Below are 13,100 nucleotides of genomic sequence, written 5' to 3'. Positions count from 1 at the left end.
GCGGCGCTTCTCGTTTGCGCAGATGAAACCCATCTACCAAGGCTTCGGGCTGGGATTCGCGCACTCTGTCGCGACGATCGCAGAACAGGCCCCGCAGCGAGCGGGTTGAAATCGGGTCGCGGCTGAGGGCGGGCGGGCCGATGATTCTTGCAAACCTGCGGCCGGTGGGTCGGCGGCTACGCAGGTGAGCGGCAGCGCGATACGGCTCGCGTGTTGCTCAACAGCGCCAAAGTGGCCAGCGTCGGCAACAGAATCAGGCTGAAGAACGGCGGGGCGCCCATCAAGGCAGAGGCCAGAATGGCGGCCGCCCAGAGAACGGCGTTGGCGACAGGTTGGTGCTTGCTCATGGCGAAGAACTCCGTGGGTGTGTGGTGGCAGACATCCCGCAGCAGCCGGTGTGACTGCGACCGAGACGATCCCGGGCAGGGCTTGCGCGCCGCGTGCGCCGCGCAAGCCTCCCGCACCCAAGGGCTGCTGCTGACATCGCAGGATGCTGGCACCGTGCCCGCGCCAGCTCAGGTAACGGAGGTCACAGGACGCTGCGCAAAGCCTGCAGAACGCGATCCACGGACTCGGGGCGACTGCCCTCGCCCATCAGGCCGATCCGCCACACCTTGCCGGCCAGCGCGCCGAGGCCGGCACCGACTTCGATGCCGTGCTCGTGCAGCAGGGCGCGCCGCACGGCGAGATCATCGGCACCGGGCGGAATCTTCACGGTGTTGAGCTGCGGCAAGCGGGCGGCCTCGGGCACCAGCAGCTCCAGCCCCATCGCCTCCAGGCCGACGCGCAGCCGCTGATGGTTCTGCGCGTGGCGGGCCCAGGCCTGCTCCAGTCCTTCAGCGGCCAGCATCAGCAGGGATTCGTGCAGGGCATACAGCATGTTGATCGGCGCGGTGTGGTGGTAGCTGCGGGCGCCTTCGCCCTGCCAGTAGTTCATTACCAGACTCAAGTCCAGAAACCAGCTCTGCACCGGCGACTTGCGCGCGCGCACGGCCTCGACGGCGCGCGGGCTGAAGCTGACCGGCGACAGCCCCGGCGGACAGGACAGGCATTTCTGCGAGCCCGAATAGATCGCATCGATGCCCCAGGCATCGACTTCGAGCGCGATGCCGCCGAGGCTGGTCACCGCGTCGACGATGCTGAGCGCGCCATGCTCACGCGCCAGTGCACACAGCGCCTGCGCGTCGGAGCGCGCGCCGGTCGAAGTCTCCGCATGCACGAAACCGAGTGCCTTCACGCCCGGATTGGCGCGCAGCGCGGCCTCCACCCTGTCGACGCTGACCGGCTGGCCGAAATCACTTTCGACCACGATCGGAACACCGCCCGCGCGGGCCACGTTTTCGCGCATGCGGCCACCGAAGACGCCGTTGACGCACACGACAACTCGATCGCCCGGCTCAACCAGATTGACCACGCAGGTTTCCATCCCGGCCGAGCCCGGCGCCGATACCGGAAAGGTCAATGCGTTGGTGGTGCGGAAGGCGTAGCGCAACAGGCTCTTGATCTCGTCCATCAAGCCGACGAAGGCGGGATCGAGATGGCCGATCGTCGGCCGCGCCAGCGCCGCCAGCACGCGTGGATGCACATTGGACGGGCCGGGCCCGAGCAGCAGGCGCGGCGGCGGCTGGAAACTCTGGCTGGGCAAACCTGGGCCGGGTATGGCAAGGGGATCGGCAGACATGAGGTACTCGCTCTGGACAACAGCCTGCGACCCTCGCAGCCGACCTCCGGCGCGTCAAGCCGGCGGGTGCGCTGCAGACGCCGAGGTCATACGGCGCACGGCTTGCATGGGGCCCTCCCGTGTTCTCGCTCGGAGCCGCGAATGCTCGGCATGGTTTTCACCGAACTGCTGGAGATGGTCGAAACAAAGTTCTCACCCGAACTCGCCGACCGCGTGCTGCTGCGCGCCGAGCTGCCGCATGGCGGCGCCTACACCGCCGTGGGCTACTACCCGCATGCCGAACTGGTCCGAATCGTGGCTGCGCTGGGCATGGAAACCGGGCTCGCAGAGGACACCCTGATCAGCGTGTTCGGCGAGCACCTGCTCGGACGGTTCGCGCTCGGATACCCCGAATTCTTCGCCGGAAAGCCGACGCTGCATGATTTTCTGGCCAGCATCGACAGCCATATCCATGTCGAGGTGCACAAGCTCTATCCGCAGGCGCAGCTGCCGCGCTTCGAGGTGATCGAACGCAGCCAGAACCGGCTGCGGCTGGCCTACCGCTCGGCGCGACAGATGGCCGCGCTGGCAGAGGGCCTGATCCGTGGCGCAGTCACGCACTACGGCGAACGCCACACCATCGCCCAAGGCTGGGTCGAGCTCGACGGCGCGCAGGTCATCTGCTTCGACATCCAGCGAGTTGCGTGAGCCCGTGCAGCATTCCTCGCCAGACCCCGCGGCGCGTGCGATCGAAAACGACCTGTCTTCGACCGACGCTACGATCAGCGGCGCAACCGTCAGCGATTCCAGCGCGGCCACCATCGCCGTGCTGGAGCGCCGGCTCGAACGCGAGCGCAGTGCGCGCAAACAGGCCGAAGATCTGCTCAGCGCCAAAAGTCGCGAGTTGTTCGACGCGCTGCAGCAAGCACGAGAGATCGAGCGCTCCCTGGTGCTGTCGCTGTGGGGCAGCGGCGAGAGCATCTGGGAATGGCGCCGCGACAGCGGTCGCGTTGAAGTTCGCGCGGTCGGCGAGCATGGCCTGCAGACGGTCGAGAACTCACTGCAAGTTCTGCTCGACGACCGGGAATCTGTGCATCCGCTCGATCGCGACCAGGCGCTGTCGATCTGGCGGGCCTATCTGAACAACGAAACCAGCGAGCTTGACCTGAGCCTGCGCCTGCTGCGTTCGAGCGGCTGGCGCTGGCTGCGCGTGCGCGGCCGCGGAATCGAGCGCGCCACCGATGGCGGTTTCGAGCGCGTGGTAGGCACCCTGCGTGATGTCACTGCGCAGCGCGAAGCGGAGGAATCGCTGCGCCTGCTCAGCGACGCCTTCGATCGCGCCCGCGAACCGATGCTGATGCTCGATCGACGCGGCGTGCTGCGCGACTGCAATCAGGCCTTCCATGATCTGGTGGGCGTCAACAAGTTCGGCAGCGGTACGCATTTCTTCAGCCTGCTGCAGGGCGATCGCAGCAGCCTCGAACGTCTGCTGGGCGAGGTTGGCGAAGGCTGGCGCGAGGAACTCGAGTTGAAGCGCAGCGATCGCAGCCTGCTGCCGGTTGAGCTGTTGATCTCGCGGGTGTTCGAGTCCAGCGAGGGCGGCCCGCTGCTGATGGCGACGTTCAAGGATCTGAGCTTGCAGCGCAGCGTGCAGGCGCGCATACAGCGCGCCAGCCTGCAGGACGGACTCACCGGTCTGGTCAACCGGGTCCACTTCGAGAGCCGGATCAAACTGCTGATGGGCCGCGCGGAGGCCGACCCGCTGGCCCTGCTGTGGATCAACCTCGACGGCTTTCGCGCCATCAACGATTCGCTGGGGCATGCCGCCGGCGACGCCTTCCTGTTCGAATCCGCCCAGCGTCTGATGGATGTCACCAACGAGCGCGACGAACTGGCGCGCATCAGCGGCGACGAATTCGCCGTGCTGATTCAGGGTGAGGACGTCAGCGGTCGCGCAGCAGGACTGGCGCAGCAGGTGATCGACGCGATCGGTGCGCCAATGCAGATGGGTGACCGCATGCTCTGCGTCACCGCCAGCGTCGGCATCGCGCTGTGCCCGGAAGACTCACGCGACCCCGATCAGCTGATGCAGCAGGCCGAGGCCGGCATGCGCAAGGCCAAGCAACGCGGCCGTGCGCGGGTCGAGTTTCACCGCGGCGAGCTCAGCACCGAGGCAGCGCGCCGGCTGGAGCTGATCACCGAGCTGCGCCGCGATATCGATCGCAATGCGCTGACCACCGTGCTGCAGCCGAAGGTCAGTGCCGGTGGCTACGTGATCGGCTACGAGCTGCTGATGCGCTGGCACAGCGAGCGGATGGGCCCGGTGTCGCCGGCAGCCTTCATTCCGCTGTCGGAAGAATTCGGCCTAGTCGGCCGGCTCGGCCTGATAGCGATGGAGCATGCGGCGATCTTCGCTGCGCGCCTGCTGCGCATGGGCCTGCAAACACCGGTAGCGTTGAATCTGTCGCCGCGCCAGGTGTTCGACCCCGACACCGAGTCCCAGCTGGTCGACATCTGCCGCCGGCACGGTTTGCCGCACGACATGCTGGAGATCGAGCTGACAGAAAGCGCTCTGCTGGAGAGCATCGAGGCTGGGCGCAATTTTCTGCGCCGACTCTCAGAGCAGGGCTTCAAGCTGGCGCTGGACGACTTCGGCACCGGCTTCTCGTCGCTGGCGTACTTGCGTCGACTGCCCTTCAACACGATCAAGATCGATCGCTGCTTCATGGACGACATCGACACCGATACGCATGCGCTGCGCTTGCTGCAGGGCATGGTGACGCTGTGCCATTCGCTCGACATCGCGGTGGTCGCCGAAGGCGTGGAAACCGAAGCCCAGCGCACCCTGCTGGTGCGGATGGGTGTCGACCAGATGCAGGGCTTCCTGTTCTCGCGGCCACAGCCGGCCGATGCCGTGCTGCAGCTGGCCACCCGCAGGCTGCCGCTGAGCGGCTGAAGCCTGCTGCGACCACGCGACCGCGCTGCGCCGGCTATCCTATGCGGCCAAACCCTACGGAGCCGTACGTATGCTTGAGCAGATCCGACATGAGCGCGTGCTCGAGCTGCGCCTGAACCGGCCACCGGCCAATGCCTTCAACTTCGAGCTGCTGAGCCAGCTGCTGACGGCAATCGACGCGGCACCCGCAAGTGGCGCCGAAGGCCTGATTCTGTCGGGCAGCCCGGGCCTGTTTTCAGGCGGGCTGGATGTCCCCACCCTGCTCAGCCTGGATCGCGAGGGCGTGCAGGCCACCTGGCAGGCGTTCATGCAGGTGTGCTCGAAACTCGCCTCCTGCCCGATACCCGTGGTCGCCGCGTTGACCGGCCACAGCCCCGCTGGCGGTGCGGTGATCAGCCTGTTCTGCGACTACCGGGTGATGGCGCGCGAGGGCGCCAAGGGCGCGTTCAAGATCGGCCTCAATGAAACCCAGGTCGGCCTGGTGGTGCCGGGGCCGATCCAGTACGCGTTCAAGCGTCTGGTCGGCGAGCGCATCGGCGAACGCCTGCTGGTGGCCGGCGAGATGATCGATTCGAGCCGCGCGCTGGAGATCGGGCTGGTCGACGCGCTGACCGAGACCGACGCGGTGCTGCCGCACGCGCTGGCCTGGCTGAACGCGCATCTGGCGCTGCCGCGGCGGGCGATGCTGACCACCCGCGCGATGTCTCGCGAGGCGCTGCAAGAGGCCATCGACAGCCCGGCGGCACAGGACATCCGCCGCTTCATCGAAGGCTGGTACCACCCCGAAACCCAGGCGGTGTTGCAGGCGCTGGTCGCGCGGCTGGGCAAGTAAGTCGTTTGCTGCGCAGCGGCCGGCGAGCCCGGCCGCTGCGCACGCTCACTCCGCTCCGAGCAGAGCGCGCAGAAACGGTACGGTAATGCGCCGCTGCGCGGCCAGGCTCTCGCGATCGAGCCGCTCCAGCAGCCGCGTCAGCGCCTGCAGATCACGCGAGTGGCGGCGGAACAGGTAGTCGAGCACGGCTTCATCCAGCTCAAGCCCGCGCGCCGCTGCGCGCGTTCGCAGCACCTCTCGACGGCCCTGATCGTCCAGCGGCTGCAGCGAGAATCGGCTGCACTGCTGCAGTCGAGAACGCAGATCCGGCAGTTCGATCGCGAGCCCTGTCGGCGCGGCATCGGCGGCGTAGAGCATTTGCCCGCCACCATCGCGACACCGGTTGTGCAGGCCGAACAAGGCCAGCTCCAGCGCCGCATCGCCGGCCGCACACTGCAGATCATCCACGGCCACCAGGGCCTCGCCGGAGACCGCCGCGCAGGCCTGTTCCGCGGCGCGGCCAAGCGTTTCCAGCGGCAGATAGACCACCTCGCGCGCCCGCCGCCGCGCCTCGGCCACGCTGGCCAGCAGCAGGTGACTGCGGCCGCTGCCTTTGGGTCCATCGATGAACAACCAATCGGCACGCTCGGCGCGCGCGATCTCATGCAGCAGGCTGACCAGAAGCGGGTGACCGACGAAATCGTCCAGACCTGCCGCCCGCGGCCCACGCAGATTCAAGGGCAGCTGCGGCACGCTCACGCCGGCTGCGATCCACCGCCGCGCGGGCCGCGCCGACGCCGACGCTTGGGTGGACGCGGTGTGTCGGGCGAGCCGCTGGCGTCCAGTGCGGGTGCGGGCTTGGCTGACTGCTCTGCCTGAGCGTGCGTTGCCAACTGCCGGTGCGGGCGCTTGCCCGCGCTGCCCGCAGCATCGACGTACAGCGAGCTCTCGGTGTAGCGCGCATGCAGAAAGCGCAGCACCACCATCACCACCGCCGCTACCGGCAGCGCCAGCAGCACACCGAGAAAACCGAACAACTGACCACCGGCCATGATCGCGAAGATCACCGCCACCGGATGCATGCCGATCTTGTCGCCGACCAGCCAGGGCGTCAGCAGGAAGCTCTCCAGCATCTGGCCGCCGCCAAACACAGCGCAGACCAGCACCACATGGAACAGATCGCCGTGCTGCACCAGCGCCGCGATCAAGGCCGCGCCAAGGCCGATCACCATCCCCAGGTACGGCACGAAGCTGACCAGACCAGCCAACATGCCGATCAGCAGAGCGAGGTCGATGCCGACCATCCACAGGCCCAGCGAGTAGATCGCACCGAGGGACAGCATCACGCTGAGCTGGCCGCGCAGGAAACTGCCCAGCACCTGGTCGGCCTCGTGTGCGAGCTGGGCTACGGTCGGCTCAACCTGGCGCGGCAGCAGCGAGCGGATCCGCGCGACCAGGATGTCCCAGTCGCGCAACAGGTAAAAGGTCACCACCGGCACCAGGGCGAGGTTGGCGAGAAAGCCCAGCACTGCGAGGCTTGAGCGCGAAAGCTGGCCAAACACCTGCGCCGCCGCAGTGCCGGCTTCCTGCCAGTAGTCCTTGGCGAGCGCGACCAAGTTGTCGGTTTTGAGGTGATCGAGGCCGAACCCGGTCTGCGCTTCGACCCAGGGCAAAGCCACGCCCTGCACCCACTCGGCGAAGGCCGGCAGCTTCTCGCCGAACGAATCGATCTGACCGCGCAGCAGCGGAATCAGCAACAGCACAGTGCCGATCACCGCCAGGGTCATCAGCAGGAACACGATGCTGACGGCAGTCGAGCGCGACAGTTTGCGCGCCTCCAGACGGTCGACCAGCGGGTCACCCAGGTAGGCAAACAGGGCGGCAGCCGCGAACGGGGTCAGCACCGGCGCCAGCAGGTAGACCAAGCCGCCGATCAGGACCGTCAGCGCCAGCAGTTGCCATTTGTGGGTGTCGCGCATCGGCGGGCTCCGTCGAGTTGCTTGGGTTGGGTCGGCACCGGGCCAGCGGCGCGGCAGGGTCAGTGCTCAGCGCGCGCGCGGGCACCGAAACGGACGACATAGTCGATGCCGCTCGCCACGGTCAGCGCGCCGGTCAGCAGCGCCAGCGCCGGCAGGACGCCGTCAAGCTGCAGCCGTGACCCCAGCGACACCAGGCAGACGAGCAGGAACAGCAGCTGGGCGAAGGTGGTGAGCTTTCCAAGCAGGCTGGGCGCAGGCTGCAGCCGTTGAACCAGCCGATGGTAGGCCAAGGCGCCCGCCACAATCACCAGATCACGCACCAGCACCAGCGCCGCCAGCCAGTCGGGAATGACGCCCTGCCACCACAGACAGACGTAACCGGTGACCAGCAGCAGCTTGTCGGCCAGCGGATCAAGCACGCCGCCCAACCAGCTCTGCCAGCCGAACAGGCGCGCCAACGCGCCGTCGAGGGCGTCGGTCAGGCCGGCGATCGCGGCCACCCACAGCGCGGTCGAGTAGTCCTCACGCAGCAACAGCACTGCCAGCGGCGGCACCAGCAACAGCCGCAGCACCGTGAGCGCGTTCGGCAGATGGCGAAGCTGCGGGCGCACGCGCTTGATCAGGGTTCCAGCAGGAATTCGGCGGCGCCGGTCGGGCTGCTGCCCTGCGGGCGCAGCACCTGGCCGAAACCGGCGACCCGCTGCAGCGCCTCGACGCCGGCGCCGAGGTCAAGCATCAGCACCATCTGCTCACCCTGCGCCGACTGCAGCTCGATGCCGCGCACCACGCTGAGCGAACGCAGGTAGGCGACCGCGCGGGCGTAGTCCTCGGCACCCTTGACCCCACTGATGCGCACCGCATAGCGGCCGGGATCGCCCATCGATGACAGCCCGGCGTAGCGCTGGGTCAGCACCGCCACCGCCGCAGTGCCGCCAGCGGCCAACAGGTTCTGGGCGTCGTCGCCGGCATCGCTCCAGCGCCGCAGCACCTCTCCGCCGTCGATCATCAGCCAGCTCATGCGCCAGCCGGTGCCACTGCGCTCCAGGCGTCCCGACAGCAGGCTCTGGCTGCCGTAGCGGGCGCTGCCGCGAACCAGAGCATCGACATTCTCGGCCCAGACCGCGTCGGCATTGACCACGCCCTGGTCTTCCAGATCGAGCAGCGGAAAGATCAGTCCCACGCCACTCGCGGCCGTGCGGCCACTCAAGGCGGCCACCGCCTGCGCCTGGTTTTCGCCGACCAGACGCGGGCCGCGGCCATCGTCGATGCCCAGCCAAAGCATCACGGGTGGACGCGGGCCGGGCCAGAACGCGATGCCGGCGGCGCTGAGCAAAGCATCGACACCGGCGCGATCGAATCGAGCGATCAGCACCGAGCGCTGCTGGGGTGCGCCATCCACAGTCACCACATCGCTGCGGTAGCGGTAGTGCTGCAGCAGGCTGGCCGCGCTGCCCAAGCGTTCGGCCAGTGCCGGCTGCTGCGCCACCGCGGCATCGCCGGTGAGCTTGCCGAACACATCCGCCAGCGCCTGCGGCAGCGCCTCGACGCGCGCGCCTTCGGATTGGTCAGCCACCGCAGCCTCGCCTTCGTACAGCGCGTTGGGGTCGATCTGCGCCAGCACCAGACAGGGCAGCAGGGCCAGCAGCAGGCCGATGCCGAGACGATGGGAACGGGCGCGGAAACGGGCGGTAGTGGCGCGAGCGAGCTGGTGCACGGGCGGGTCCGGGGCTGGCAGATTCAAGGGGCGAATGGTAACCCGCGCTCCCGGCGCTCGGCCGCCTTCGATCGAACCGGCCTCACCCTGCTGCCCTGCTATCATTCGCGGCTTGCATTCCGGCCTGGAAACGCTCGTGAGCAACCCGCAGCAGCCCCTGACCTATCGCGACGCGGGCGTCGACATCGACGCCGGCAATACCGTTGTCGAGCGCATCAAGCCCTTGGTCAAGCGCACCTTCCGGCCCGAAGTGATGGGCGGCCTCGGCGGCTTCGGCGCGCTGTTCAACCTGTCCGGCAAGTATCGCGATCCGGTGCTGGTGTCCGGCACCGACGGCGTCGGCACCAAGCTCAAACTGGCCCAGCAGTTGAATCGCCACGACACCATCGGCATCGATCTGGTTGGCATGTGCGTGAACGATGTGCTGGTGCAGGGCGCTGAATCGCTGTTCTTCCTCGACTACTTCGCCACCGGCAAGCTCGACGTCGAAACCACCGTCAGCGTGGTCGGCGGCATCGCTCGCGGCTGCGAGCTGGCCGGCTGTGCGCTGATCGGCGGCGAGACCGCCGAAATGCCCGACATGTATCCGCCGGGCGAGTACGACCTGGCTGGCTTCTGCGTTGGCGCGGTCGAGAAATCGGCCCTGCTCGACGGCGCGGCGGTCAAGGCTGGCGATCTGATCATCGGCATCGCCTCCAGCGGCGCGCACTCCAACGGCTACTCGCTGATCCGGCGCATCGTCGATCGTGCGGGCCGGCCCTTCGATCTGGACCTCGGCGGCGTGAAGCTGGTCGATGCGCTGATGGCGCCGACCACGATCTACGTCAAACCCGTGCTTGAGCTGCTGGCCGCGCACAATCCCGACGGCCGCCCCGAGCGCATCCACGCGATGGCGCATATCACCGGCGGCGGGCTGGAGGAGAACATCATCCGCGTGGTGCCGGACGGTCTGGGCCTGAACATCGTCGCCAGCAGCTGGCCGCTGTCGCCGCTGTTCGACTGGCTGATGCGCGAAGGCGCGGTGCCGCAGCGCGAGATGTGGCGCACCTTCAACTGCGGCATCGGCTACACCCTGCTGGTGGATCCCGCCGCTGCCAGCATCATCGAGGCCGATCTTGACCGGCTCGGCCTTGCCCACTGGCGGATCGGCGAAGTGGTGCCCGCGAGCGGCGAACACCGCGTCCACATCGGATAAGCCGATGAGCCTTCGCGTCGCCGTGCTGGCTTCCGGCGAAGGCAGCAATCTGCAGGCGATTCTCGACGCACGCGCTGCCGGAGCACTGGACATCGACCTGGTCGGCGTGTTCTCCGACCGGCCCGGCGCGCGCGCGCTCGAACGCGCGTTGGCTGCGGGTATCCAGATCTGCGCGCTCAGCCCCAAGGACTATGCCGATCGCGAGCAGCACGACCGCGCGCTGTTCGCCCGCGTCGAGGGGGTTCAGCCCGAACTCATCGTCTGTGCCGGATACATGCGCATCATCAGCGCCGCTGTGGCGCAGTCGTTCGAAGGCCGCATGCTCAACCTGCACCCATCCCTGCTGCCGAAGTTCCGCGGCTTGCACACCCACCGCCAATGCCTTGCAGCGGGCGATTCAGTGCACGGCGCCAGCGTGCACTGGGTTACTGCCGAACTCGATGGCGGCCCGCTGGTCGCGCAGGCGCGCGTGCCCGTACACGCGCACGACGATGAAGACAGCCTCGGCCTGCGCGTGCGCAGTGTCGAGCACCCTCTGTTGCTGGCCTGTGTTGCGGCGATCGCCCGCGGCGAATTGTGCAGCGGCAGCCCCGTGCTTTTTCTGGACGCACAAAAGCGTCTGCTCGACTCCGAGGTATTGGCATGCGCTTGAACATCGTGACCCAGGCGGCTTGTGGCCTGCTGGTGCTTGGATTGAATCTCGGCGATGCGGCTGCGGCAGCGCCACTGGAGCCTTTCGTGGCCCGCTACGAAGTGCTGCGCGATGGCAACTCGCAGGGCGAGGCCGAGATGCGCCTGGAGCGCATCGACGGCACGCGCTGGCGCTACACCACCGAAGTGCGCGGCACTTCGGGCATGGCGCGGCTGTCCGGGTTTTCGATGCGCGAGGTGACCGAGCTGACCGAAATCGACGGCCAGCTGCAGCCGCAGAGCGCCAGCGCCGAAGGCGGTATCAGCCTGCGCCGGCGCAGCGTTCGAACCGCGTTCGACTGGGCCGCCAATGAGGTGCGCTGGAGCGGCGACGTCAAAGACGATCAGACCGGCCCGGCGCCGCTCAGCGCTCGCACTGTGAATCCTCAGCTGTTGAACCTTGCGCTGGCGCAGGGCGTGCGCGATGGCGCGGAAGCCGGCACCACGCTGAGCTTCGACCTCGTCAACCGCGGCCACAGCGACACCGTCGACTACCGCGTGCGCGGCCAGGAAGCGGTCGAGGTGCCGATCGGCGCACGCACCGCCACCGCTCTTCACCACCGCCGCACCGACAAGGACCGCGAGATCACGGCCTGGATTGACCCCCAACTGCCGCCCGCACCGCTGCGGGTACTGCAGCGCGACGATGGCGAGGACAGCTATGAGTTGCGGCTGATCGAGGTGCGTTGATCGGGATTCGGGATTCGCAATTGAGCATCCGGCTGTTGCCGGCGCCCGACGGCGATGCTTCGAAGTCAGATCGCCGCCCAAATCCCCGCGGCCTAGCTTCGGCGAACCCCGAATCCCGAGGCCGCGAAGCGGCCGCAATCCCCGCTCTCAAGGCAAGCGCCGGATCACCGCACCCAGCCCACCGAGCTTCTCTTCAATGCACTCGTAGCCGCGGTCGATGTGGTAGATGCGGTCGACCGTGGTGTCACCGCGCGCGACCAGGCCGGCCAGCACCAGGCTGGCGGAGGCGCGCAGGTCGGTGGCCATGATTGGCGCGCCGGTCAGCTGCTCAACCCCGCGGATGATCGCGGAGTTTCCTTCGACGCGGATGTCCGCGCCCAGCCGGCGCAGCTCTTCGATATGCATGAAACGGTTCTCGAACACCGTCTCGGTGACAATGCCGACGCCCTCGGCAACGCAATTGAGCGCCGCAAACTGCGCCTGCATATCGGTCGGAAACGCCGGATACGGCGCGGTAGTGAAATCAACCGAGCGCGGGCGGCGCCCCTGCATGTCGAGTTCGATCCAGTCCGGCCCGGTGTTGATATGGGCGCCGGCTTTTTCGAGCTTGGCCAGCACCGCATCCAGGGTGTCAGGGCGCGCGCGCTTGCACAGCACGCGACCGCGGGTGATCGCGCCAGCAATCAGGAAGGTGCCGGTTTCGATGCGGTCGGCGATGACGTCGTAGCGGCAGCCGTGCAGGCGCTCGACGCCGTGGACGGTCAAAGTGCTGGTGCCGATGCCTTCGATCTGCGCACCCATCGCCTGCAGACAGTGCGCGAGATCGACGACTTCGGGCTCCTGTGCGGCGTTCTCGATGACCGAGGTGCCTTCGGCCAGTGTCGCCGCCATCAGGATGTTCTCGGTGCCGGTGACGGTGACCATGTCGAACACGATCCGCGCGCCCTTCAGGCGGCCGGCGCGGGCGCGAATATTGCCGCCCTCTACCGTGATTTCGGCACCCAGCGCCTGCAGCCCGCGGATGTGCTGATCCACCGGTCTTGAACCGATCGCACAGCCTCCGGGCAGGCTGACTTCGGCCTGGCCGAAGCGCGCCACCAGCGGACCGAGCACGAGGATCGACGCGCGCATGGTCTTTACCAGCTCATACGGCGCCACGTACTTGTTGGCCTGGCTCGCATCCAGGGTGATGCGCATGCGGTCTTCGATGCCCAAGGCCACGCCCATCTGCCCCAGCAGCTCGAGCGTGGTGGTGACATCGTGCAGGTGCGGCACATTGCCGATGTCCATAGGGCCGTCGGCCAGCAGGCCGGCGCAGAGGATCGGCAGCACCGCGTTCTTGGCGCCGGAAATCCACACTTCGCCGTCGAGCGGGCCATTGCCGGTGATCTGGATCTTCGCCATC

General features: G+C 67.7%; 13 protein-coding genes. 6 read left to right on the top strand and 7 right to left on the bottom strand.

The window, feature by feature from the left end; translation table 11 throughout:
- Positions 1-176: 176 nt before the first annotated feature.
- Entirely contained in the window at positions 177-347 is a 171-nt protein-coding gene (locus tag ACIQ7H_RS16040; protein WP_395793296.1) for a hypothetical protein, read from the bottom strand.
- Between the two features lie 182 nt (positions 348-529).
- Positions 530-1,681 carry a pyridoxal-phosphate-dependent aminotransferase family protein gene (locus ACIQ7H_RS16035; protein WP_395793294.1) on the bottom strand — a complete coding sequence of 384 codons (1,152 nt, stop codon included), beginning with the start codon at positions 1,679-1,681 and terminating at the stop codon, positions 530-532.
- A 141-nt stretch (positions 1,682-1,822) separates the two neighbouring features.
- On the opposite strand from ACIQ7H_RS16035, the gene ACIQ7H_RS16030 reads away from it, so the two are divergent.
- The 3 genes from ACIQ7H_RS16030 (at position 1,823) to ACIQ7H_RS16020 (ending at position 5,448) form a co-directional block, all read left to right on the top strand.
- Positions 1,823-2,368: a heme NO-binding domain-containing protein gene (locus ACIQ7H_RS16030; RefSeq protein ID WP_395793292.1), complete on the top strand. Its 546-nt coding sequence runs from the start codon at positions 1,823-1,825 to the stop codon at positions 2,366-2,368.
- Positions 2,369-2,372: 4 nt separating this feature from the next.
- On the top strand, positions 2,373-4,616 hold the full coding sequence (locus ACIQ7H_RS16025) for a putative bifunctional diguanylate cyclase/phosphodiesterase (protein ID WP_395793290.1): 2,244 nt from the start codon (positions 2,373-2,375) through the stop codon (positions 4,614-4,616).
- Positions 4,617-4,686: 70 nt separating this feature from the next.
- The gene (locus ACIQ7H_RS16020; protein ID WP_395793288.1) at positions 4,687-5,448 is read left to right on the top strand and encodes an enoyl-CoA hydratase/isomerase family protein; all 762 of its coding nucleotides are present in this window, start codon (positions 4,687-4,689) and stop codon (positions 5,446-5,448) included.
- Positions 5,449-5,493: 45 nt separating this feature from the next.
- Here the strand turns inward: ACIQ7H_RS16020 and hda are convergent, their stop codons facing one another.
- From hda to ACIQ7H_RS16000, 4 genes are read right to left on the bottom strand one after another with little or no spacing between them, the layout of a single operon-like run.
- Complete coding sequence (hda, locus tag ACIQ7H_RS16015; RefSeq protein WP_395793286.1) at positions 5,494-6,186, bottom strand: DnaA regulatory inactivator Hda; 693 nt, start codon at positions 6,184-6,186, stop codon at positions 5,494-5,496.
- Positions 6,183-7,406, bottom strand: a complete 1,224-nt coding sequence (locus tag ACIQ7H_RS16010) for an AI-2E family transporter (protein WP_395793284.1) — start codon at positions 7,404-7,406, stop codon at positions 6,183-6,185. Before ACIQ7H_RS16010 ends, hda begins: the two co-directional genes overlap by 4 nt.
- A 59-nt stretch (positions 7,407-7,465) precedes the next feature.
- Complete coding sequence (locus ACIQ7H_RS16005; protein WP_395793282.1) at positions 7,466-8,017, bottom strand: CDP-alcohol phosphatidyltransferase family protein; 552 nt, start codon at positions 8,015-8,017, stop codon at positions 7,466-7,468.
- A gap of 8 nt (positions 8,018-8,025) precedes the next feature.
- Positions 8,026-9,120, bottom strand: coding sequence for a DUF2066 domain-containing protein (locus tag ACIQ7H_RS16000; RefSeq protein WP_395793280.1), 1,095 nt, complete (start codon positions 9,118-9,120; stop codon positions 8,026-8,028).
- Between the two features lie 157 nt (positions 9,121-9,277).
- On the opposite strand from ACIQ7H_RS16000, the gene purM reads away from it, so the two are divergent.
- From purM to ACIQ7H_RS15985, 3 genes are read left to right on the top strand one after another with little or no spacing between them, the layout of a single operon-like run.
- Positions 9,278-10,315: a phosphoribosylformylglycinamidine cyclo-ligase gene (gene purM, locus ACIQ7H_RS15995; protein ID WP_395793300.1), complete on the top strand. Its 1,038-nt coding sequence runs from the start codon at positions 9,278-9,280 to the stop codon at positions 10,313-10,315.
- Positions 10,316-10,319: 4 nt separating this feature from the next.
- On the top strand, positions 10,320-10,967 hold the full coding sequence (purN, locus tag ACIQ7H_RS15990; protein ID WP_395793278.1) for a phosphoribosylglycinamide formyltransferase: 648 nt from the start codon (positions 10,320-10,322) through the stop codon (positions 10,965-10,967).
- The gene (locus ACIQ7H_RS15985; protein WP_395793276.1) at positions 10,958-11,695 is read left to right on the top strand and encodes a DUF3108 domain-containing protein; all 738 of its coding nucleotides are present in this window, start codon (positions 10,958-10,960) and stop codon (positions 11,693-11,695) included. The genes purN and ACIQ7H_RS15985 overlap by 10 nt, the downstream gene beginning before the upstream one ends.
- Before the next feature lie 147 nt (positions 11,696-11,842).
- Here ACIQ7H_RS15985 and murA read toward each other — a convergent pair whose 3' ends face one another.
- The gene (gene murA, locus ACIQ7H_RS15980; protein WP_395793274.1) at positions 11,843-13,099 is read right to left on the bottom strand and encodes a UDP-N-acetylglucosamine 1-carboxyvinyltransferase; all 1,257 of its coding nucleotides are present in this window, start codon (positions 13,097-13,099) and stop codon (positions 11,843-11,845) included.
- Between the last annotated feature and the right edge of the window lies 1 nt (position 13,100).

This window comes from Aquimonas sp., assembly GCF_044377145.1.
Lineage (GTDB): Bacteria > Pseudomonadota > Gammaproteobacteria > Xanthomonadales > Xanthomonadaceae > Aquimonas.
Note: the sequence above shows the minus strand (reverse complement) of the source record. Positions and strands in the feature narration are given on the sequence as shown.